Raw genomic sequence first — 21,809 nt, 5'->3', positions numbered from 1 at the left:
CCGATTTGCTACCACTTGGGCCGATGTTAGGGCGGGATAGAGTGTGCCGATGGCGATGCTGTGCGCGGTGAGCTTCAACCGGTACGGGCGTCTTTACTATTTCGACCCGGGCGAGTTCCGTCCCGACGTGGGCGACAAGGTGCTGATCCCCACCGACGACGGGCCCGAGGTCGCCGAGTGCGTCTGGGCGGCGCAGTGGGTCGACGACGCCGGTGATCCGCCGCGCCTGCTCGGCCTGGCCACCGACGACGACCTGCGCCGCGACGAGACCCTGCGCAAGCGCAAGGCCGAGGCGAAGGTCGCCGCGAAGAAGCTGATCCGCGAGCACGACCTGCCGATGAAGGTCGTCGCGATCGACCACGTGCTCGACACCGGCGCCGGCCAGGGCCCGCGCACCACGATCTACTTCACCGCGCCGCACCGCGTCGACTTCCGGTCGCTGGTGCGCGACCTCGGCGCGACCCTGCACTGCCGGGTCGAGCTCCGGCAGCTGAGTGCCCGCGACTCCGCCCGCGTTCAGGGCGGAATCGGCTCCTGCGGGCGCGACCTGTGCTGCGCCACGTTCCTCACCGACTTCGAGCCGGTGACCATCCGCATGGCCAAAGACCAGGACCTGCCGCTCAACCCGCTGCGCATCTCGGGCGCGTGCGGCCGGCTCATGTGCTGCCTCAAGTACGAGCACCCGCTGTACCAGCAGTTCCAGGCGGTCGCTCCGACCGTCGGCACCCGGGTCTCCACGCCCGAGGGCGACGGGCGCGTGGTCGGCCATTCGGTGCCGCGCGACGCGGTGATCGTCCGCATGGACGCCGACGGCTCCCGCTGCGCGTGCAGCCGGGCGAGCGTGTGCGGCCCTCGCAAGTCGCACGACGAAAAGTACAACTAGGAGATCCGGATCGGCCCGTCCGCCAGGTGGCACTCGATCTTCCGGTCGGGCTCGATCCACGGCGCGTGCGGCGCCGCCGACGGGTTCGCCCGCCACGCCCGGCCCACGCGGTCGACCCCGATCGGGTAGATCGTCAGCGACCCGTCGCGGTCGATGTGGATCCGCAGGAACGACTTCGCGTCGAAGATCCCCTGCGCCGCGAACAGCTCGTTGACGTTGACGTCGAACCCGCTCGCCACCAGCAGGTACAGGCCCACCAACTGGCTCGACACCAGCATCGCCGGCGGCAGGTAGATCACCAGCGCGGCCAGCAGCGGAACCGGAAAAGGGTGGTCGTAGAACGGAAGTTCGAGCCACAACCGCGCGCCGCCGAAGCCGAGCGCCAGGTGCGCCAGCCCGTGACCGCTGCCGAGCAGCCAGTGTTTCAGCCCCCGCGCCTCGCCGTTCGACGGCATCGCGAATGCCATCGTCGCGCCGAGCACCACCACGATCATCGCGACCAGCGGGATCGTCACCAGGCTCTGCGTCACCCCGTTGCCGATCCGCTGCATCGCGTTGCTGTAGCCCAGCATGAGCAGCAGGTGCACCAGACCGATCATCGTCACGAAGCCGAAGTTGCGCTGCGGTAGCCGGGCGAAGATGCCGGCCGCGAACCGCCGCGAGGTCGCCGTGGTGGGAAATGTGGCCCGCCGTTCGTAAACCGCTTTGGGACTGGCGTTGCGCACCCGGGTCTGTGCCGGCGGCACGGTCAGCTCCGCGGGGAGCCGGTGCGTCGGGTACAGATAGGCACCGCCGCCACCGCAGGTGATCAGCTCCCGGTCCGGGCCCGAGTAGCGGGCGTAGTGGTGCAGGTCGCCGGCGAGCATCACCCGGATGTCGGCCCCGCGCGGCCGCAGGATCTTGCGGATGAAGTAGTCGATCGTGTCGTACGCCGACGCCGCGTGCTCGGCCTCGACCCAGTCCGGCTTCGGCGGGCAGAGGATCACCCGGTCGCCGGGCCGGATCTCCTTGGCCACGGTGCGGAAGTAGGCCATCTGCGGCTCGTCGAGGTACGCCCCGAACTGGACGTCGATCGCGAGCAGCCACCACCGGTGCGGCAGCCGCAACGCGAAGTACGACCGCTGCTGGCGCGTCTCCCAGGCACCCACGTGGCTGGCCTCGGTGCGGGCGAACAGCCGCAGGAACGCGGTGAGCCCGTCGTACCAGTCGTGGTTGCCGGGCAGCGCGTACAGCGACGGCGCCTTCTCGCCGGGTGGAACCTCGGGCAGCGCCGACCGGTACGGCCCCTCGAACCGGTCCTGGTACTGGCGTCCGCTCGCGGTCGGGTAGACCTGATCGCCGCCCATCACCACCACGCCACCGCGCGGAAGCTCGTGGCCGCCGACGTGCAACGACGGCTGGGCGAGCAGGTACGCGATCGAGTACGTGGCGTCGAAGCCGTCGCCGAGGTCGGCCACGTAGTCGAGCCACAGCTCGTCGGCGCCATCCTCGTCGTAGAGTTTCGCGGGCAGGCCGCTCTGCAACTCGCGCTTGTCGAGGTAGGCGCCGAACAGTTCGGCCAGCACCACCCGCACCGCGGTGCCGGCCAGCAGTCCCGGGCTGAGCCACGGCACCGGTGCCCGCCGCGTGTACCCGATCTGCTCGGGCGTCAGGTCCTTGGGCCGGCCGGGCCGCTCACCCGCGTCGGGCGCCGGAGCGTGGCCACCGCCGGTCGCGGCACCGGCGAGGCTCTGGTCGGCGCCCGCCGTAAGCGGGCCCACGCTCGCAGGTTCGGCCTTGTCGGTGGCTTCTTCCGGGACGGGCTCAGTCACGTCCCAGACCGTACCGCCGCGTGACGGTAAACCCCTCGACCAAGCCCGGCAGGAGTCCAGTAGACTATTGGACTGTTGCCTCCTTAGCTCAGTCGGACAGAGCGACGCACTCGTAATGCGTAGGTCGACGGTTCGATTCCGTCAGGAGGCTCAGCGAAGGCCCCGACCGGCACACCGCCGGTCGGGGCCTTTCTCGGCGTCCATGCGGTCGTGATCTGGCCGTCCGCATGATCAATCTATGGCCAACCTATGACCCGCCCGTGAGCCGCGGTGTCATGCTTCGCCGCGCCTCGCCACCGACCCGGCGGGGACGACGGCGAACCCGAGGAGGCCCCATGTTCAACCCGCGCACGGCGCTCAACGCGATCGGCGACCGGATGCTGGCCAAGCTGCTACCGGCCACGACCGCCTCGGCGGCCATCTGTCCCGGTCGCAACATCGGCCAGTCGGGCAGCTGCCTCTACTTCTGCTACCAGAGCAGCTCCGGCGACCACACGACGAAGTACCGCTGGTGCTCGAACGACAGGCGCTGCGCCGTTCAGTGCTACGACTGCTGCTGACTCCGACCGGGGTGCGGTGGCGGCGCATGCGCCTGGCGTGGGGGCTGGTCTGGCGGGCCGGCCCCCACGTCCTGCTGGGTAGCTTCACGTTGGCGGTGCTCTCCGGTGGGTGGCCGGTGCTCGCCGCCTGGCTGACCAAGCTGGTGATCGACGAGTTGAGCCGGCCGGACGGCGACCGCGGTGTGCTGATCGGCCTGGCGACCGGTTTGGCGGTCGTCGGGCTGCTGACGGCCACCCTGTCGCACCTCGACCGGTACCTCGATGCCGAACTGCGCCGTCAGATCGAGCTTGCCTGCAGCGACCGGCTCTTCGCCGCCGTCAACCGGTCGCTGGGGTTGGGTCCGTTCGAGGATCCGCGCTTCCACGATCGGCTGCGGGTGGCGCAGACCGCCGGACAGGGCGCCGCCGGCCAGCTGGTCCTGCCCGTCGTCGCCATCGCACAGGCCGGCACCACCGTGGCCGGCTTCGTCGCCACCCTCGCCGTGGCCTATCCGGCCATGGCCGGCATCGTGCTCGCCTCCGCCGTGCCGGCGGTGGTGGCCGAGGTGCTGCTGCGCCGCCGCCGCGCCGGGCTGGAGGTGGGGTTGAGCCCGCTGCGACGCCGGCAGATCTTCTACGCCGGGTTGCTCACCAACGTCGGCGCCGCCAAGGAGGTGCGCCTGTTCGGGCTCGGTGAGTTCCTCCGCGGGCGGCTGCTGACGGAGGTGCGGTCGGCCAACGCGGCCGAGCGCCGCCTCGACGGCTGGGAGCTGCGGATCGAGACGTGTCTCAGCGCCCTGTCGGCGGGGGTGGCCGGTGCCGGCCTGGTGTGGGTGGTGGCCCGGTCGGCCGGTGGCGGCAGCGTCGGTGACATCGCCGTCTTCATCGCCGCTGTTGCCGGCGTACAGCTCGGAATCGCCGGCATGGTCGGGCTGGTCGGCTCGGTCTACGAGTCGCTGCTGCTGTTCGGCCAGTTCGAAGCCGTCGTGACCGCCGGGCCCGACCTGCCGTCACCCGCCCGCCCGCTGCCGGCGCGACCGCTGCGCGGCGGTATCACCCTGCGCGACGTGTGGTTCCGCTACGACGCGTCGCATCCGTGGGTGCTGCGTGGCGTCGACCTGTTCCTGCCGCACGGCGCGGAGGTGGCCCTCGTGGGCCTCAACGGGTCCGGCAAGTCGACGCTGGTGAAGCTGCTGTGCCGGTTCTACGACCCGCAGCGCGGCTCGGTCCGGTGGGACGGCACCGACTACCGGGAGATCGACGTCGAGAAATTGCGTGGACGCGTGACCACGGTGTTCCAGGACTGCGTCGCCTACGACTTCACCGCGGCGGAGAACATCGCGGTCGCCGACACGACTGCGCTCGGCGACCGGTCGCGCGTCCGTTCCGCGGCGCGGATGGCGGGCATCGACCAGACCCTCGCGGCGTTGCCCCGCGGCTACGACACGATGCTGAGCCGGGCCTTCTTCGATGCGGACGATGAATCGGCGGGGGTGCTGCTGTCCGGAGGCCAGTGGCAGCGCGTCGCGCTGGCCCGCGCCTACCTGCGCCGCGACGCCGAGCTGGTGATCCTCGACGAGCCCAGCACCGGTCTGGACGCGGAGGCCGAGCAGGCGCTGTACGCCGACCTGCGCCGCTACCGGGTCGGTCGGACCAGCGTGCTCGTCTCGCACCGCCTCAGCGCCGTTCGGCACGCCGATCTCATCGTGGTACTGGCCGACGGTCGGGTGGCCGAACAGGGTACCCACGCCAGCCTGATGGCGGCAGACGGCACCTACGCCCGGCTGTTCACCGCACAGGCCGCCGGGTACCTCGCCGACGAGCCCGTCGCCTAGGCCGGGCGGTCGAGTTTGGCGCGGACCTCGACGGCGTCGGGGTGGCCGAGCCGGTCGAGGATCTTCAACGCCTCGTGCCAGGCCCGGCGGGCGCCATCGGTGTCGCCGTGCGCGTGCCGGGCGTCGCCCAGGTGAGCGGTGGCGGTGGCGGTGTAGAAACTCTCGCCGGTCTGCCGGAACAGGTCGAGGGCGTGTTCGTAGCAGTCGACGGCGGCGGCGTGATTGCCGAGGCGGTGCTCGGCGTAGCCGAGGCTGTCCCAGGTGTGGGCGGCACCCCACCGGTCGCCGGTCTCCAGGTGGATGGCGAGCGCCTCGCGGCAGTAGGTCACCGCCGTTCGCTCGTCGCCGATCTGCGCGGACAGCCAACCGATCCCGTTGAGCGCCTTCGCCACGTCGGCCGGGTTGCCCGCGGTCCGGAACAGGTCGAGAGCGTGCCGCGCGTGGCGCAACGCGTCGTCCAGGCGCCCCTCCCGGTCGTAGGCGATGTTGATGCCGAGGTGGGCGTATCCCTGACTGGCGTGGTCGCCCAGCGCGCCGAACAGGTCCAGTGCGCTCCGGTAGTGGCCGCGTGCCTGCTCCAGGCCGCCGCGCCCGAGGTGGGCCACGGCGAGACCGCGGTGGGCGTGTGCCTGCCCGGCCCGGTCGTCCGATCGCCGTGCCGCCGCCAGGGCGACGTGCTGGATGGCGATCAGGTCGTCCCAGCGGCCCTGCCGGTTCAGGAACTGCGTGATGGTCCAGGCGAGCTGCCAGGCATGCGTGTCGAAGCCGGCCCGCGCGGCCATGGCGACGGCGGCGAGCAGCACGGGTTGTTCGACGGTGAGCCAGGCCAGCGCGCGGTCGCCGTCGGCGAGGCTTTCCGGCGAGACGTCCGGTGCGGCCGTGGCCAGGCTGTTCGGGTCCATCCGGTGCGGGTCCCGCAGGACGGCCGCCGCGTGCGCGGTGCGCAGGTAGTGGTCGAGCATCCGGTGCACGGCCGCGCGCCGGTGCGCGGCGTCGTCGATCGCGTGTGCCTGCTCGACCGCGTACGCCCGCAGCAGATCGTGCAATGTGTACCGACCCGCGAGGTGCTCGGTGACCAGGTTGACGTCGGCCAGCTCGGCGAGCAGCCGCCGCGCGACCCGCTCGTCGGTGCCGGCGAGGCTGGCCGCCGCGGCGACGCCGATGTCCGGGCCCGGATGCAGGCCGAGCAGCCGGAACAGGCTGGCCGCCGGCGCACCGACCCGCGCGTACGACCAGGAGAAGACGGTCCGCACGTCGCTGGCCGGATCGGCGCCGCGCAGGCTGTCCAGACCACCGGGGGACCCGCACAGCTCGTCCGCGAGCACGGAGAGCGGGAACTCGGGGTGGGCGGCGACCCGGGCCGCGACGACCGCCAGGGCCAGCGGCAGGCCGGCGCAGCGCGTCATGATCATCTGCGCCGCCTCCGGTTCGGCCGTGACCCGGTCCGGGCCGACCCGGCGGGTGAACAGCTCATGCGCCTCGGCGGCCGACAACACACCGAGGCTCAACAGGTGGACGGCGTCGGTCACGACCAGGCCGAACAGCCGATCGCGGCTGGTGACCACCGTCACGCACCGCGACGTGCCGGGCAGCAACGGACGGACCTGCGCCACGTCCCGGGCGTTGTCCAGGACGATCAGCGCCCGCTTGTCAGCCAGGAGGCTGCGGTACATGCCGATCCGGGCGTCGAAGCCGTCCGGGATGCGTTGTGCCGGCACCTGCAGCGATTCGAGCAACCCGCGAACGGCCTCCGCGGCACTCATCGGGGCCCGGTCCGGGCTGAAGCCCCGGAGGTTCACGTAGAACTGACCATCGCCGAAGTGTTCCACCACCCGGTTGGCCCAGTGAACGGCCAGCGTCGTCTTGCCGATCCCGGCCGGACCCTCGATCACGGCGACCGCCGCCCGCGCGGGGTCGCCGTCCGGAGACAGCAGGGCGTCGAGCCGACGCAGCTGTTCCACCCGGCCGGCGAGCACCGCGAAAGCACCGGGCAACTGGCGGGGCACCGTCGGCGCGCCGCGCGGTTCCACCACCGCGGGGGCGACCGCGGTGGCGATCGCCGTGGCCAATACCGGGTCGTTTCGCAGGATGCGATCGCGCAGGCAGGACAGTTCCGGCCCGGGATCGAGACCGAGTTCGTCGGCCAACCGCTGCCTGACCTGGTCGAAGACGCGCAACGCGTCACGCCGCCGGTCCGACAGGTACAGGGCGGTCATCAACTGGCCGGCGAGCTTCTCGTGCCAGGGATCCTGCGCGCTCAACTCGGCCAGCTCACCCACCACCTCCACGGCCCGGCCGAGCTTGATCTCCATCTCCGCCCAGCGGAGCCGGACGGTCGTGCGGCGCTCGTTCAACCGCTGGGCGGCGGCCGCGATGGCGGGCGATTCGAGACCGTCCAACGCCGGGCCCCGCCACAGCGACAGGGCATCGCCGAGCAGCTTCACCGCCGTCTCGTCCGAACCGCTGACGGCGTGCCGCTCGGCCTCCCGCACCTGCTGCTCGAAGACGTCCACGTCGAGCTGTCCCCGATCGGCCGGCAGCCGCAGGCGGTACCCGCTGCCCTGGGTCTGGATGAGACCACCGGCATCGCTGTCGACGTCGCGCAGCAGGCGACGCAGTCCGGCCACCCTGTTCTGCACCTGTACCCGGGCGCTGGCCGGCGCCTCGTCACCCCACACGAGATCGATCAGCCGGTCCACCGGCAACACCCCGTCGCGCTCCAGCAACAGCGCGGCCAGCAGAGCCTGCGAACGTGGACCCGCGACCGGGACCGCGACACCGTCCACGAACGCCTGGACCGGACCCAGAAGCCCGAACATCACCGATCGCGACACAGCATCCGCCCCCCGTGGCCTGCGCATGATCATCTATATCCGATCAAGGACCGACCGGCCATCGACCATGTCGCCAGGACAACCCGGACCGATCAGCGGCAGCCGCGGGCCACCCAGATCGTCAGCACCGCGAGGAACTCGTCGCGGTCGCCGGCGTGATCGATGGCGTTGAACCAGGCGTCGCGGACGTCGGGGGGTACCACGTCGGCTTCCGGGGGGACCGTCGGGTTGAACATCGGTAGGACGTGGCCGACCTGCGACGGGTGGGTGAAGTAGCAGACCACCGGGATCGCGATGACGTCCCGCAGCCCGGCCCGCACCAGCCGGCGCCGCAGGGTGCGGCCCATGCCCAGGTGGTGCTGCTGCCAGCGGCCCGTGAAGTAGGCGCGCACCGCGTCGATGAGATCGGCCGGCAGGCCGTCGACGGCGACGGACTCCCAGTCGGTGTCGACCACGCAGACCCGCCCGCCCGGCCGGGTGACCCGGACGAGTTCGGCGATGGCCCGGTCGGGGTCGTCGACGTGCTGCAGCACCCGTTCGCAGCGCACGCCGTCGAACGAGGCGTCGGGAAAGTCGAGCGCGGCGACGTCACCGTTGATGTACCGCACCGGGCTGCCGTCGTGCCGGTCGGCGGCCGCGGCCACGGTGGCGGTCGAGTGGTCCAGCGCCACCACGTCGGCGCCGGCCTCGGCCAGTTCGCGGGCGACCTCGCCGGTGCCGCACCCCGCGTCGAGCAGGCGCCGGCCGGAGATCGGGCCCATCGCGTCCCACGCGACCCGCCGGACCCGCTGGATCTCCGGGTTCGTCGCCATCGACTCCAGTGCGCCGATCAGCAGGGCCAACATCGGCTGCGGAACGTCATCAAGCTGGGCGAACGGCGTACGGGCGAGTGGTTCGGGAATCACCCGGCCATTCTCAAGCCCGGCAAACCCACTCCGCTGAGCGTGGTCGCCCATCCGACAACCGGGTACGTGATCTAAATCCCGTTGCCGATCGGTGGTTGCGGTTGGATGCTTGTGTCAAGCAAGTATATGAGACGAGGAGACGCGCATGAGCGGCCGGGAATCTGATGAGTACGCGGCGATCAGCCGTGAACTCGGTCAGTTCATGCGTCGCATGATGCGGGTCCAGAGCAAGCGGGCCGATCCCGACGGTCCCGCGCTCGACCGGGCGGCCTTCCAGCTGCTCCACCGGCTCGTGGCCGACGGCCCGGCCCGGTTGTCGACGCTGGCCACCGACATGGTGGTCGACCTGTCGGTGGTGAGCCGGCAGATCGCCGCGCTGGAGGCGGCCGGCCTGGTGGTCCGCACGCCGGATCCGGCCGATCGCCGGGCGAGCCTCATCGCGGCGTCGGATGCTGGAACTGATCTCTTCAACCGTAAGCGTGCGCGTTTCCAGGAGTGGCTGCGCACGATGCTGGCCGACTGGACCGAGGACGAGCGAACCGAGTTCGCCCGCCTCATGAAGCGGTTCAACGAGGCCATGGCAAGTCACGACGAGGGGAAGTAAGACATGGTGACCACCACGTTGAGCCGCCGGCAGTTAGGGCTGCTCATGGCGGGTCTGATGACCGGCATGCTGCTGGCCGCGCTCGACCAGACCATCGTGGGCACGGCGCTGCCGACGATCGTCGGTGAGCTCGGCGGCATCGAGCACTACTCGTGGGTGGTGACGGCCTACCTGCTCGCCTCGACCGCTTCGACGCCGCTGTACGGGAAGATCAGCGACCTCTACGGCCGCCGCCCCGTCCAGTTGTTCGCGCTCACGACGTTCCTGATCGGCTCGGCGCTCGCCGGGTTCTCCCAGGACATGACCCAACTGATCATCTTCCGCGGCATTCAGGGCCTGGGCGCCGGCGGCCTGATGACGATGGCGTTCACGATCATTTCGGACGCCGTTCCGCCCCGCGAGCGCGGCCGTTACCAGGGCCTCTTCGGCGCGGTGTTCGGCCTGTCGTCGGTGGTGGGCCCGCTGGCCGGCGGCTACTTCGCCGAGCACGACTGGCGCTGGATCTTCTACATCAACCTGCCGCTGGGCGTGGTCGCGATCGCGCTGTGCGCGGTGGTGCTGCGGTTGCTGCCGGTGCACCGGCGTGAGCACAAGATCGACTGGTGGGGCGCGCTGCTCCTGGTGAGCGGCGTCAGCTCGCTGCTGCTCGGCCTCTCGTGGGGCGGCACCGAGTACGCGTGGGGTTCGGCGACGATCATCTCACTGTTCGTGGCCGCCGCCGTGCTGCTGGCCGGTTTCATCGTGGTCGAGACGCGGGCGTCGGAGCCGATCCTGCCGCTGCGGCTGTTCCGCGGCCGGTCGTTCTCGCTGGCCACCGGCGCCACGATGGTGCTCGGGTTCGCGATGTTCGGCTCGATCATCTTCGTGCCGCTGTACCTGCAGATCGTCAAGGGCGCGACGCCGACCGAGTCGGGTCTCCTGATGCTGCCGATGATGGTCGGCATCATCGGTGCCTCGGTGATCGCGGGACGCGTCATCAGCTCGATCGGCCGCTACAAGTGGTTCCCGGTGGCCGGTACGGCGCTGATGGCGGCCGGGTTGGCGCTGTTCGTCGGGCTGCACGTCGACACACCGCTGTGGCAGGCGTTCATCTACATGGCCGTGATGGGCATGGGGCTCGGCATGGCGATGCAGCCGCTGGTGCTGGCGGTGCAGAGCAAGCTCGAGATGCGCGACATGGGCGCCGGCACCTCGACGGCGACGTTCGCCCGTTCGCTGGGCGGCGCCCTCGGCGTGGCCGTGCTCGGCGCGCTGCTGAACAACCGGCTCGCGGCCGAACTGCCCTCGGGCGGCAGCGGCGGCTCGATCTCGATCAACGAACCGTCGAAGATCCTGGCCATGCCCGACCAGGTGCGGGAGATGATCCAGGAGGGCTTCACCGCGGCACTGCACCCGGTGTTCCTCACCGCCGCGCTGGTCACGCTGGTGGCCGTGGTGCTGAGCCTGCTCCTGCCCAACCACGAGCTGGCCGGTGCCCGGCCGGCGCCGGAGGCGGACAAGCCGCGCAGCGAGGAAGAGGAAGCGGCCGAGGCCGAACTGGCTGCCGCGAAGGCCGAGGCTTCCGCGGTCGTTTAGGGGGTTCGCCGGGCACTCCGACGCGATGGCTATTGTCGTTGGGGTGTCCGGCGCCCTGTTCCCTCCCGGCACCGCCCGTCGTACGAAGCGGGCGGTGCTGTTGACCGTCGCCGTTCTGCTGCTGGCGACGGTGATCTGCGGCGGAGGGGCCGTGCTCGCCGCGAACCTGCTCGGCCTCACCGGCTGCGAGCCGCGGCCGCCGTACGTCAGCGCCGTTCAGGAGGACGTGCGCCGGGTCGGCTCGCTGATCCCCGCACTGGGGAACGGCAACCCGAGCGGCGCCGCGAGTGGCAGCGCAAGCGCCAGCGCCAGCGGGAGCCCCAGCGCCAGCGGCGCACCCGGCGACGGCAGCGCCAGCCCGAGTGCGGGCCCCAGCGGCGTGGTCGCCGTCCACTACCACTTCCGCGACTCGGTGCCGCACACCTGCCCGCAGATCGCCACACTCGGCACGGTCTACGAGGGCTTCGCCCAGTTGACCCCGGAGCGCGCCGAGGCGCTGCGCGGGCTCCGGTGGACGCCGGCCGACGCTCCCGACGTCCCCGATGATCTTCAGCAGTTCGCCCCGGCGAACGCGGCCTGGCAGCGGAGCGCGGACCTCGACACGGCGACCGGCGCCAAGGTCTGGTACGACCAGGCCTCCCGCACCGCGTTCTTCAGCTACTACGCGACCGACTGATCGGGCGTCCGTTCGTGGCGGCGGTCGAGCCGTGCCATGACCGGCGTGGCCGACACGCCGTGCACCACCACCGAGACGATCACCACGAACCCCACCAGCGCCCACAACTCCTCGGCCTGCGGGAACGAGACCGCCGCGGTCGCGTACGCCAGGTAGTAGAACGAGCCGATCCCGCGGATCCCGAAGAACGCGATCACCAGGTGTTCGCCCTTCGTGCTCGGTGACCCGCGCAGCGACAGCCAGGCCACCAGCGGACGCAGCCCGAACAGCAGCACCAGCCCCACCACCGCCGCGCGCCACGTCAGCGCCGACAGCAACCCGTTCACCACGGCGCCGCCGAGCAGTAGCAGCAACAGGACGGTGAGCAGCCGCTCGATCTGCTCGGCGAAATCGTGCAGCACCTGGTGGTAGCTGTGGCTCCGCTCCGAGGACCGGATCGACACCGCGCACACGAACACCGCCAGGAACCCGTATCCGCCGGCCAGTTCGGTGACGCCGTACGCGAAGAACGTCACCGCCAGCGCCACGAAGCCCTCGGCGTGCCTGGCCAGGCGTACGGCGTCCTTGGTCGCGCGGAAGAACAGCTTGCCGAGCAGCCACCCGGTGCCCAGCCCAAGCAGCAGGCCGACCGCGAGCTTGTAGACGACGTCGACGGCCACCCATTTCAGCAGGCTCTCGTGCGCCGCCACCGTGATCGCCAGGTAGACGAACGGGAAGGCCAGCGCGTCGTTCAGCCCGGCCTCCGAGGTCAGCGCGAACCGCACCTCGTCTTCGGAGTCCTCGTCCTCGGTGGGCTCGCCGACCTGGACGTCGGAGGCGAGCACCGGGTCGGTGGGTGCCAGCGCCGAGCCCAGCAGCAGCGCGGCCGCCGGCGCCAGGCCGGCCCACCACCAACCGAGGACAGCGGTGCCGGCGATGGTCACCGGCATCGCGACGGCGAGCAGCCGCCAGGTCGACGACCAGCGGCGCCAGCCGACGGGACGGTCGAGCTTGAGCCCGGCACCCATGAGCGCGACGATCACGCACACCTCGGCGAGGTGCTCGGTCAGTTCGACGTGCACCAGCGGATCGGGGACGGGCAGGTCGAGCGGCAACGCGAACACGAGCATGCCCAGCCCGAGAAACGCGACCGGCAGCGACAGCGGGCGTCCCTCCAGCAGGCGCGGCAACAGCCCGGCGAGCAGCGCCGCGACACCCGCGATCGCGAAGACCAGATCCACGGGTTACTTCGTCCCCACTCAGCCGTCGACGAAACGGCCGATCGCGTCGAGGTACTGCTGGGGGCTGGGCGTCGTGAACACGTGGGTCGCGTCGACCGGGACCATCTTGGGGCATTTCATGACTTCGCCGGAGATGTGGGCCTGGTGGATGCGCCGGCCGGTGCGGGCCTCGTACAGGGTGATCGTGAACTCGCCCCGGAACATCGGGAGCGTGGTCGGCCCGGGCCGGGACCGGTTGCTGTAGGGGCACTGGCTGACCGGTTCGTGCGGGTCGCCGTCGATGGTGATGCACGCCACCGCCTGGATCACGGCCGGGTTGCTCGACGTCCACGCGTCGGAGAACGGATTCTGCTCGTCGTAGATCGCCTGCACCGTGCTCCACTTGCCGCTGAGCTGCTGGTTGTAGTCGGTGGTGAAGACGACCGTCGGGTGCGGCGCGCCACCCTTGTAGGCCGGTGCGTCGGGGAACATCATGCCGTCGCAGGCCGGTGAGAATCCGGCCGCGCTGAACGGCAGCTCGCTGGACTCCGGACCGAACGAGCGGACCACCAGCCACGCGACGAGCGCCACCGCCACCGCGCCCGCACCGGCGAACAGCAGCAACCGGCGGTGGTTGCGGCCGGCCGGCGACTCCGTGCTGATGCGGGCGAAGACCTGTGCGGACAGCGGGTCGAGCGACGACGGCCCGACGCCATCCACCATCGTCTCCAGTTCCGGCGGCAGCACGCGGCCGGCGAGCAGGGCCTCGTCGATCGCCTCGGCCCAGCCGACGGCGGCGGTGACGAGGTTCTCGCGGAGCCGGGTGCTGCCGAGGATGGCGCGCCGGGTCGCCGTGAGCTGCGCCGGATCGAGCTGGGTGAAGCCGACCACACCCTCGGCAAGCTGGTTGTCGGCGCTGCCGGCACCCGGGACGGCACCCCGCGCGAGCGCCTCGACGAGCCGGCAGGCGATCGTTGCCGATCGTGCCAAACGTACTGCCGGCTCCATCGTCTGAACTCCTGTGGGCGTCTCGGATCAACGCCCCAAACATATCCGCGATCTTGGAGCGATCCGGCCACCCTCAGCCGCGAAAATGCCGTGAGTTCACGCAGACTTCCGAGCCCGGGTCGTCTTCTTGGCGGGCTTCTCCGCGGCGTCGGCGGTCGCCTTCTTCGCGGGTGCGGCCTTCTTCGCGGGTGCCTTCTTCGCCGGAGCGGCCTTGGGTGCGGCGGCCTTCGGAGCGGCCGCCTTCTGGGCCGACTTCGCGGCGCTGATCGGCGTCGTCCCGTCGTCGCCGCCCTCACCGCGCGCGGTCCGCGCGCGTTCGACGGACGCCCGCAGCGCGGCCATCAGATCGACCGCCGCCGACGGTGGCGCCTCGGCCTCCTCCGGTTGCACCACCTCGCGCCCGGCCGCCTTGGCGTCGATGACCTCCTGCAACGCCTCGCGGTAGTTGTCGGAGTACTGGTCGGGCTCGAAGTCGCCGGCCATCGACTCGATCAGCGAGCCGGCCATCGCCAACTCGGCCGGGCGAGCCTCGATGTCGTCGCCGAGGAACTCGAAGTTGGGTTTGCGCACCTCGTCGGGCCACAGCATGGTGTTGAGCACCATCACGCCGTCGCGCACGCGCAGCGTCGCCAACTGTTCACGCTGGCGCAGCGCGACCTTGACCACGGCCACCCGGTCGGTGCGCTCCAGCGCGTCGCGGAGCAGCACGTACGGCTTGGCGGCCGTCTTGTCGGGCTCCAGGAAGTAGGACTTGTTGTAGTAGATCGGGTCGACCTGCTCGGCCGGCACGAACTCCAGCACGTCGATCGCCCGGCTGCTCGTGAGCGGAAGATCGGCGAAGTCGTCGTCGGTGAGCACGATGATCTCGCCGCCGCCCAGGTCGTAGCCCTTGGCGATGTCGTCGTACGACACCTCCTCGCCGCAGACCGAGCAGGTGCGCTTGTACTTGATGCGGCCGCCGTCGGTGCGGTGCACCTGATGGAACCGGATGTCCTTCTCCTCCGTGGCCGAGTACAGCTTCACGGAGATCGACACGAGCCCGAAGGAGACCGCGCCCTTCCAGATCGCCCGCACCCCGAACTCCCTCCACCGGCTCTTCCCCCGACCCAGAATCCCATCCGTTTCCCCAGGATGCGAGGCCTATGGGCGATCTATCGTGGACGGCGTGCCCGGCACGCCCTATCAGCCAATGCTCGCCACGGCCGGACAATTGCCGGTCGGCGGCGGATGGGCGTATGAGTTCAAATGGGACGGCGTGCGCGCAATCGCGCAGATCTCCGACGGATCCCTGCGGCTGTTCGCCCGGCGCGGGCCGGAGATCACCGTCGCGTATCCGGAACTGGCCGGGCTCGGTGCCGCGGTGGGGCGCGACGCCGTGCTCGACGGCGAGGTGGCGGTGCTCGACGAGAAGGGCCGGCCGTCGTTCCGCTCGCTCGCGGAGCGCATGCATGTCCGCGACGCGGGGCGCGCGGCGCGATTGGCGCGCTCCCTCCCCGTCACCTATCTGATCTTCGACGTGCTCGCTCTCGACGGCGTCGAGGTGTGCGGACGGCCCTACACGGAGCGGCGGGCGCTGCTGGCCGACCTCGGCCTGGTGTCGGACCACTGGCTGGCGCCGCCCTCGTTCGACGACGGCGGCGCCACCGTGTCCGCCGCCCGCGAGTACACGCTGGAGGGCGTGGTCGCCAAGCGGCGCACCTCGCTCTACCGGCCCGGTACGCGCAGCCCGGACTGGATCAAGGTGAAGCTCGAGCGCACCGGCGACCTCGTGGTCGGCGGCTACCGGCCGGGAGCGCGGGCGCTGGGCGCGCTGCTGGTGGGCGTCCCCGGGCCGAACGGCCTGGAGTTCCGCGGACGGGTGGGCGGCGGGATCTCGGCGGCCTCGGAGCGGGAACTGCTCGCCGTGCTCGGGCCGCTGATCTCGCCGTCGTCACCGTTCGCCGCCGACCTGCCACGGGAGGATTCGCGCGGCGCCGTGTGGGTACGGCCGGAGATCGTGGTGGAGTTGAAGTTCTCCGAGCGTACGGCCGATCTCCGGTTGCGCTTCCCCCGCTTCCTGCGTCTGCGCACCGACAAGGCCCCCGACGAGGTGTTCGATGAATGACCGGGTTCGCGTGCGGGTCGACGAGGTGGAACTCGAACTGTCGAACCTGCAGAAGGTGCTGTACCCGGCGGCCGGGTTCACCAAGGGCGAGATCATCGACTACTACACGCGGATCTCGCCGCATCTCCTGCCGCATCTGCGGGACCGGGCGCTGACCCGGATCCGGTATCCGAACGGCGTCGACGGCGTCAACTTCTTCGAGAAGAACCGGCCGGGCGGCACCCCCGACTGGGTGCGGTTGGCGACGCTGCCGGTGCCCGGCTCGACCAAGGTCGACCGCGAGACCATCGACTTCGTCGTCTGCGACGACCTGCCGACGCTCGTGTGGCTGGCCAACCTTGCCGCGCTGGAACTGCACACTCCACAGTGGAAGGTCGACGCGGCCGGGCCCGACCTGCTGGTCGTCGACCTCGACCCGGGGCCGCCCGCCGGCCTGGCCGAGTGCTGCGAGGTCGCCTGCCTGATGCGCGAGCGGCTGGCGCTCGACGGGATCGACGCGTATCCCAAGACGTCGGGCAAGAAGGGCATGCAGTTGTGCTGCCCGGTGTCGGGCAACCAGACGTCGGAGGAGGTCAGCGGCTACGCCAAGCGGGTGGCCGAGGAATTGGCCGCCGCGCACGGGCGGCTGATCACCGCCCGGATGACGAAGAGCCTGCGCCCTGGCAAGGTCTTCATCGACTGGAGCCAGAACGCGGCGGCCAAGACCACGGTGGCCCCGTACTCGCTGCGCGCCCAGCCGATGCCGACGGTCAGCGCGCCGCTGACCTGGAACGAGGTCGAGGCCGGGCACGTCGTGGCGACGGACCTGACCGCACCCGCCGTACTGGACCGGGTCGACGACTGGGGCGACCTGCTGGCGCCGCTGCTAGAGCGCGGCCCCGAGGTCCCCGGGTAGCACGTTCCGCGCCGGGTCCACGGCGGGTACGCGCGTGAGCTTGGCCGGGTTGAGCTGGTCGAACAGGGCGGTGATGCGACCGTCGGCGATCGCGAACGTCGAGACGAGCCGCTGCGGCGGTTCGCCGAACTCCAGCAGGAAGCCCAGCGATCCGTTGACCAGCACGGGCTCGGCGCGCATCGATCCCGTCCGGGCGGTCTTCTCGAAGATGCCGAACACGAACCGGGCCACCTTGTCGGAGCCCTCGACCGCGCGCAGGCCCGCCGAGACCACCCCGCCACCGTCGCCGACCGCGATGACGTCGGGCGCGAGCAGGGCGAGCAGTGCGTCCAGGTCGCCACCGCTCACCGCGGCGAGGAACGCGTCGGCCACCCGGCGTTGCTCGGCGAGCGTCGCGGTGTGGCGCGGGCGACCCTCGGTGACGGCCCGGCGGGCCCGGGTGGCGAGTTGCCGGGCGGCCGCGCCGCTGACCCCGAGCATCGCCGCGATCTCGTCGAACGGCACGGCGAACACGTCGTGCAGCACGAACGCGACGCGCTGCTCGGGCGTCAACGTCTCCAGGACCACGAGGAGCGCGAACGTCACCTCGTCGGCCCGCACCGCGACGTCCTCGGGCGACGGGTTCCCCGACTCCGGCAGCCGTTCCACGATCGGCTCGGGCAGCCACGGCCCGACGTACGCCTCGCGGCGCACCCGGGCCGACCGCAGCACGTCGAGGCAGATCCGGCCGGTCGTCGTGGTCAGCCAGCCGCGCAGGTCGCGGATCTCGGCCCGGTCGGTGCCGGCGTAGCGCAGGTAGGCCTCCTGCACCGCGTCCTCGGCCTCGGCCCGGCTGCCCAGCATCCGGTAGGCGACCCCGATGAGGTGGTCCCGGTGCTCCTCGAAAACCTCGGTCACGACAGGCCCCCCGGTCGACGTCATCCCGAATGGACGGTAGACGCGGCCAATTTGTGACGCGTCTCCGGGCCGTTCATTCGGACATTAAGTCAGAATCACTACATGTCGGGCAGTTCGCCTTCGATCGTCGACGGGTTCACCGCGACGGCGGTCGTGGCCGGCCTCGCCGCCCTCAGCGTGTCGACGGCCGCCGCGACCTCGGTCGTGCGCCGGGAACGCAGCTACCATCCGCGCGCCCATGCCAGCCGGTTCGACGGGTGCCGCAACCCGCTCGGTCGCGCGCTGCGGTACGGCTGCGCCGGCCTGTCGGTCGGTGTCCAGGTCGGACCGCGCGGGCGCATCCACGTCGTCGACACGGGCGAGCCGCTCAGCCGGCTGGTGCTCGACCCGTTGCACGCCCGCGTCCGCGCCAAGGGCCGGGTGTACGGCGACGACGCCCGCTTCCAGCCGTTCACCGTCGTGCTCGAGGCGGCCGAGGGCGTCGCGCCGTCGCACGTCGTCGACGTGCTGGACGACGAACTGGCCGGCTACACCGACATGCTGAGCCGGTGCGTCGCCGGCACGGTGCAGCCGGGACCGGTGCTGGTCGCGCTCGCCGCCGCGCCCCGCGCGATCCTCGACGCCCGCCACAACCGCCTCTACTTCGGCGAGGGCACGCTCGCCGACGTCGACCGGCGGGTGGCCACCTCGTCGGTGCCGCTGGTGGGGGAGCACGTCGCGTGGCGGTTCGGGTGGGACGGCCGGGAGGAGATGCCCGCGGAGGAACGCCATGTGCTCACGACCCTGGTCCGCCAGGCGCACGCCGAGGGCAAGCGGGTGCGCATCTTCGGCGTCCCGGAGACGCGCCGCGCGGTGCGGCAGGCGTTCTGGCGGGAGTTGCACGACGCCGGCACGGATCTCGTCGGCGCCCGGGAGGTCGGCGCGCTGCGCCGGTTCCTGCGCGGCCGTCCGGCGCACCGCTGAATGGCACAAAAGCCCTAGAAGTGACCGCTCAGGTGAACACGAAGTGAACAGAGAATGGCCAGCTAGCGACCGGGAAGGGGCGAACAGCGAAAGGATTCGCGTGAACGTACAGTGAGGCCCGGAAGATCGCCCGCCGCCGCATTCGGCGCAGTACATACGAGGTGGCCGCCGTGCGCCTGAGACTCCGTCCCAATGACGACTCGTTCTACGAGTTCTTCACCAAGGCCGCCGAGAACATCGTCCGCGGCACCGAGTTGCTCACCGAACTGGCGATGCCCAAGGCCGACGTGCAGTCGGTGAGCGAGCGGCTGGTCGAGGTCGAGCACGACAACGACGCGCTCACCCACGAGCTGTACAACCGCATCAACTCGAGCTTCGTCACCCCGTTCGACCGGGAGGACATCTACCAGCTCGGCTCCCAGCTCGACGACGTGGTGGACCACCTCGAAGCGGTCGGCAGCCTGCTGTACCTGTACGGGTTGACCAGCCTGCCGTCGCTGCCCCGCGAGATGCACGAGATGGTGGCGATCCTCGACCAGCAGGCCCGGCTGACGGCGAAGTCGCTGCCGGGGCTGAAGGCGATGAAGGGCCTCAAGGACTACTGGGTCGAGTGCAACCGGCTGGAGAACGAGGGCGACCGGGCCTACCGCATGCTGCTCGTGCGGCTGTTCTCCGGCGAGTACGACGCGCTGACCGTCATGAAGATGAAGGAAGTCGCCGACGAGCTCGAGGCGGCGTGCGACGCGTTCGAGCACGTGTCCAACACCGTCGAGACGATCGCGGTCAAGGAGTCGTGAGCGAGCACTTGTGCGAGCGAACCATTAGCTCAGTGCGTCGCGAACGCATCGCGGAGCGAAGCGGAGCGATCGCGTGAGCGCTGAGCTCATCGGGGTCATCGCAGTGATCGCGGTGGCCATCGCATTCGACTACACCAACGGCTTCCACGACGCGGCGAACGCGATCGCGACCTCGGTGTCGACCCGTGCGCTGACCCCGCGGGCCGCGCTGGCCCTGGCCGCCGTCGGCAACCTGCTCGGCGCCTACTTCGGGCACGGCGTCGCCGAGACGGTCGGCGGCGGGCTGGTGAGCCCGCCGGAGGGCCAGAGCCTCGCGTACCTCGGCGTGGTGTTCGCCGGCGTCGTCGGCGCCATCATCTGGAACCTGATCACCTGGTACTTCGGGCTGCCGTCCTCGTCGTCGCACGCGTTGTTCGGTGGGCTGGTCGGTGCGGCCCTGTTCGCCGGCCTCGGCAAGGTGCACTGGGACGTCATCACCAAGAAGGTCCTGGTGCCGATGGTGGTCTCGCCGGTCGTCGGTCTGATCCTCGGCTTCATCGTCATGCTGGCGCTGCTGTGGATCGTGCGGAAACGCAACCCGGGCAAGCTGAACCGTGGCTTCCGGATCCTGCAGAGCTTCTCGGCGTTCGCGATGTCGGTCGGGCACGGCATGCAGGACGCCGCCAAGACCATGGGCATCATCGCGCTGGCCCTGTACGTCGGCGGCTTCCAGGACGACCAGAAGCACATCCCGTGGTGGGTGTTCATCACGTCGGCGACGGTGCTGGCGCTGGGCACCTACGCCGGTGGCTGGCGGATCATCCGGACCCTCGGGCGCAAGGTGATCGACCTCGGCCCGGCCGAGGGCTTCGCCGCGGAGACGGTCGCGAGCTCCGTGCTGTACTTCAACTCGCTCGTGCTGCACGCCCCGATCTCCACCACCCACACGATCACGTCGTCGATCATGGGGGTGGGTGCGACGAAGCGGTTGCGAGCGGTGCGGTGGGGCGTCGCCGGCAACATCGTCGGCGCGTGGATCCTGACGTTTCCCGGCGCCGCCATGTTCGCCTGCCTCGCCTACCTGATCACCCACCCGCTGTTCAACTAGGTGACGACCGTTACCTCTTTCCACAGGCCGCGCGGGTGGCAGCGAACCCCCTCGACGGTCGGGGCGGCGGCCGCGTCCTCGATCGAGGAGACGACCTGGCGGGGCGCCTTCAGCAGCGCGTCGACCAGTTCCTTCTTCGGGATGTGCGCCCACCGGTCGATCGGACGAACGGACAACAGCGAGGTGACGTCGCGGAGCACCTCGTCGGCCACCTCCACCGGCGTGCCGTTGTGGCTGCCGTGATGGCTGATCTTGTACAGCGTGGTGCGGCCGAGCAGCGACCGCACGTCGGCGTCGTCGAGCAGCGGCCGCCAGGCGCCCCACTGGGCGTCGCCGGGGAAGAGGAGTAGGGCGTCGCCGACCTGCAGCAGGAAGATCACGCTGGTGTTGTTGACGGCCCGGTCGAGCAGTGACGCCGCGGTCAGCGTGTCGACCGGTTCCTCCTTGAACGATTCCCGCAGCTTGTCGTCGACCGCCAGGTGCTCGTACCGGCGCTTGAAGTCGTCTGCCGACACCGCATAACCGGGGAAGAGGTCGGCGCCGGTGGCCGGGGTGCTCAGTTCGCCCGCCCGCAACCAGCGCTGGTTCTTCGGCGGATCCATGACGGCGAGGTCGCGCGGATCGCGGGGCGGCCCGAGGAAGTAGACGCAGCCGCCGCGCACCCCGGGCAGCGGGTGCGCCTTCGCGCCCTGCGCCGAGACGTAGCGGCGCTTCGGCCGGCCGGCGAATCCGTTCTGCAGCACCCACATCGCGTCGTCGTTGCTGAGCGAGTTCATCACGAACGCGGCCCGGTCGTCCTCGCCGCCGGTGGCGAAGTGCCCGTGCAGGCTGAGCGCGGCGGCCTGCTGGCGGTTGCGCAGGTTCACCGCGTCCTCGTCCTCCGGATCCTCGACCCACGGCAGCCACACCTCGCCGACCTCGACGTCGTGCCACCGCTCGTTGTCGAACCCGGCGATGTGGTCGCGGTGGCGGTGGGTCGCGACCACGACGTCGAGGCGGGCGCGGCTGTCGGAGTCGGCCGCGATCGTCGCGATGATGTCCTCGACGATCGAGTCGAGGTCGTGCGTGCTCGCGCCGTGCATGTGGACGCCGCAGTCGACCAGCATCCGCCACGGCCGTCCGCGCTTCGGCACCGTCACGAGGAACGCGTCACCGAAACCGACGTTGTACATCCGGACGGTCGCGGTCACGGCACAC

General features: G+C 70.8%; 19 protein-coding genes and 1 tRNA gene. 12 read left to right on the top strand and 8 right to left on the bottom strand.

The genetic code is table 11. The annotated features are described in order from the left end of the window. Positions 1 to 49: 49 nt before the first annotated feature. Positions 50 to 883, top strand: a complete 834-nt coding sequence (locus Vau01_RS06685; protein WP_203988320.1) for a PSP1 domain-containing protein — start codon at positions 50 to 52, stop codon at positions 881 to 883. Here Vau01_RS06685 and Vau01_RS06680 read toward each other — a convergent pair. Next, on the bottom strand, positions 880 to 2,694 hold the full coding sequence (locus tag Vau01_RS06680; RefSeq protein ID WP_239151359.1) for a metallophosphoesterase: 1,815 nt from the start codon (positions 2,692 to 2,694) through the stop codon (positions 880 to 882). The two genes, Vau01_RS06685 and Vau01_RS06680, sit on opposite strands and share 4 nt — an antisense overlap. 77 nt (positions 2,695 to 2,771) lie before the next feature. Between Vau01_RS06680 and Vau01_RS06675 the strand changes: the two genes are divergently transcribed. From Vau01_RS06675 to Vau01_RS06665, 3 genes are all read left to right on the top strand, one after another. Next, positions 2,772 to 2,845 (top strand) — tRNA-Thr (locus Vau01_RS06675). Between the two features lie 184 nt (positions 2,846 to 3,029). Next, a complete protein-coding gene (locus Vau01_RS06670) occupies positions 3,030 to 3,254 on the top strand; it encodes a hypothetical protein (protein WP_203988319.1) in 225 nt (74 codons plus the stop codon). A gap of 26 nt (positions 3,255 to 3,280) precedes the next feature. Continuing rightward, a complete protein-coding gene (locus Vau01_RS06665; protein ID WP_203988318.1) occupies positions 3,281 to 5,068 on the top strand; it encodes an ABC transporter ATP-binding protein in 1,788 nt (595 codons plus the stop codon). On the opposite strand, the gene Vau01_RS06660 is transcribed toward Vau01_RS06665, so the two are convergent. Together Vau01_RS06660 and Vau01_RS06655 are read right to left on the bottom strand one after the other, a co-directional pair. Further along, positions 5,065 to 7,887 (bottom strand): AfsR/SARP family transcriptional regulator, encoded by a 2,823-nt coding sequence (locus Vau01_RS06660; RefSeq protein WP_203988316.1) that lies wholly within the window; start codon positions 7,885 to 7,887, stop codon positions 5,065 to 5,067. The two genes, Vau01_RS06665 and Vau01_RS06660, sit on opposite strands and share 4 nt — an antisense overlap. Positions 7,888 to 7,994: 107 nt before the next feature. Continuing rightward, positions 7,995 to 8,807 carry a methyltransferase domain-containing protein gene (locus Vau01_RS06655; RefSeq protein ID WP_203988315.1) on the bottom strand — a complete coding sequence of 271 codons (813 nt, stop codon included), beginning with the start codon at positions 8,805 to 8,807 and terminating at the stop codon, positions 7,995 to 7,997. A gap of 145 nt (positions 8,808 to 8,952) precedes the next feature. Here Vau01_RS06655 and Vau01_RS06650 point away from each other — a divergent pair, with 145 nt between their 5' ends. Genes Vau01_RS06650 through Vau01_RS06640 form a run of 3 tightly spaced genes read left to right on the top strand, consistent with a single transcriptional unit; the run spans position 8,953 to position 11,662 of the window. Continuing rightward, positions 8,953 to 9,411: a MarR family winged helix-turn-helix transcriptional regulator gene (locus Vau01_RS06650; protein WP_203988314.1), complete on the top strand. Its 459-nt coding sequence runs from the start codon at positions 8,953 to 8,955 to the stop codon at positions 9,409 to 9,411. A 3-nt stretch (positions 9,412 to 9,414) separates the two neighbouring features. Further along, positions 9,415 to 10,986: an MDR family MFS transporter gene (locus tag Vau01_RS06645; RefSeq protein ID WP_203988313.1), complete on the top strand. Its 1,572-nt coding sequence runs from the start codon at positions 9,415 to 9,417 to the stop codon at positions 10,984 to 10,986. A 43-nt stretch (positions 10,987 to 11,029) separates the two neighbouring features. Continuing rightward, the gene (locus Vau01_RS06640) at positions 11,030 to 11,662 is read left to right on the top strand and encodes a hypothetical protein (RefSeq protein ID WP_203988312.1); all 633 of its coding nucleotides are present in this window, start codon (positions 11,030 to 11,032) and stop codon (positions 11,660 to 11,662) included. Here Vau01_RS06640 and Vau01_RS06635 read toward each other — a convergent pair. The 3 genes from Vau01_RS06635 to ku all read right to left on the bottom strand — a co-directional run bounded on the left by Vau01_RS06635 (position 11,647) and on the right by ku (position 14,943). Further along, positions 11,647 to 12,882, bottom strand: a complete 1,236-nt coding sequence (locus tag Vau01_RS06635; RefSeq protein ID WP_203988311.1) for a cation:proton antiporter — start codon at positions 12,880 to 12,882, stop codon at positions 11,647 to 11,649. The genes Vau01_RS06640 and Vau01_RS06635 overlap by 16 nt on opposite strands. A gap of 18 nt (positions 12,883 to 12,900) precedes the next feature. Continuing rightward, on the bottom strand, positions 12,901 to 13,851 hold the full coding sequence (locus Vau01_RS06630) for a hypothetical protein (protein ID WP_203988310.1): 951 nt from the start codon (positions 13,849 to 13,851) through the stop codon (positions 12,901 to 12,903). 114 nt (positions 13,852 to 13,965) lie between these two features. After that, positions 13,966 to 14,943 (bottom strand): non-homologous end joining protein Ku, encoded by a 978-nt coding sequence (gene ku / locus Vau01_RS06625; RefSeq protein ID WP_203988308.1) that lies wholly within the window; start codon positions 14,941 to 14,943, stop codon positions 13,966 to 13,968. 91 nt (positions 14,944 to 15,034) lie between these two features. Between ku and ligD (Vau01_RS06620) the strand changes: the two genes are divergently transcribed. Further along, a complete protein-coding gene (gene ligD, locus Vau01_RS06620) occupies positions 15,035 to 15,973 on the top strand; it encodes a non-homologous end-joining DNA ligase (RefSeq protein WP_203988306.1) in 939 nt (312 codons plus the stop codon). Next, the gene (ligD, locus tag Vau01_RS06615) at positions 15,966 to 16,868 is read left to right on the top strand and encodes a non-homologous end-joining DNA ligase (protein ID WP_203988304.1); all 903 of its coding nucleotides are present in this window, start codon (positions 15,966 to 15,968) and stop codon (positions 16,866 to 16,868) included. The genes ligD (Vau01_RS06620) and ligD (Vau01_RS06615) overlap by 8 nt, the downstream gene beginning before the upstream one ends. Here ligD (Vau01_RS06615) and sigJ read toward each other — a convergent pair. Next, positions 16,839 to 17,765 (bottom strand): RNA polymerase sigma factor SigJ, encoded by a 927-nt coding sequence (sigJ, locus tag Vau01_RS06610; RefSeq protein ID WP_308440440.1) that lies wholly within the window; start codon positions 17,763 to 17,765, stop codon positions 16,839 to 16,841. The genes ligD (Vau01_RS06615) and sigJ overlap by 30 nt on opposite strands. A 102-nt stretch (positions 17,766 to 17,867) precedes the next feature. Here sigJ and Vau01_RS06605 point away from each other — a divergent pair, with 102 nt between their 5' ends. The 3 genes from Vau01_RS06605 to Vau01_RS06595 all read left to right on the top strand — a co-directional run bounded on the left by Vau01_RS06605 (position 17,868) and on the right by Vau01_RS06595 (position 20,612). Then, positions 17,868 to 18,728 (top strand): PI-PLC domain-containing protein, encoded by an 861-nt coding sequence (locus Vau01_RS06605; protein WP_203988300.1) that lies wholly within the window; start codon positions 17,868 to 17,870, stop codon positions 18,726 to 18,728. Positions 18,729 to 18,898: 170 nt separating this feature from the next. Continuing rightward, positions 18,899 to 19,525 carry a DUF47 domain-containing protein gene (locus Vau01_RS06600; protein WP_203988299.1) on the top strand — a complete coding sequence of 209 codons (627 nt, stop codon included), beginning with the start codon at positions 18,899 to 18,901 and terminating at the stop codon, positions 19,523 to 19,525. A gap of 73 nt (positions 19,526 to 19,598) precedes the next feature. Then, a complete protein-coding gene (locus Vau01_RS06595) occupies positions 19,599 to 20,612 on the top strand; it encodes an inorganic phosphate transporter (protein WP_203988298.1) in 1,014 nt (337 codons plus the stop codon). On the opposite strand, the gene Vau01_RS06590 is transcribed toward Vau01_RS06595, so the two are convergent. After that, positions 20,609 to 21,802, bottom strand: coding sequence for a ComEC/Rec2 family competence protein (locus tag Vau01_RS06590; protein ID WP_203988297.1), 1,194 nt, complete (start codon positions 21,800 to 21,802; stop codon positions 20,609 to 20,611). The genes Vau01_RS06595 and Vau01_RS06590 overlap by 4 nt on opposite strands. Positions 21,803 to 21,809 lie beyond the last annotated feature (7 nt).

Origin of the sequence: Virgisporangium aurantiacum, from assembly GCF_016863635.1 — a bacterium.
In the GTDB taxonomy this organism is placed as follows: domain Bacteria; phylum Actinomycetota; class Actinomycetes; order Mycobacteriales; family Micromonosporaceae; genus Virgisporangium; species Virgisporangium aurantiacum.
Note: the sequence above shows the minus strand (reverse complement) of the source record. Positions and strands in the feature narration are given on the sequence as shown.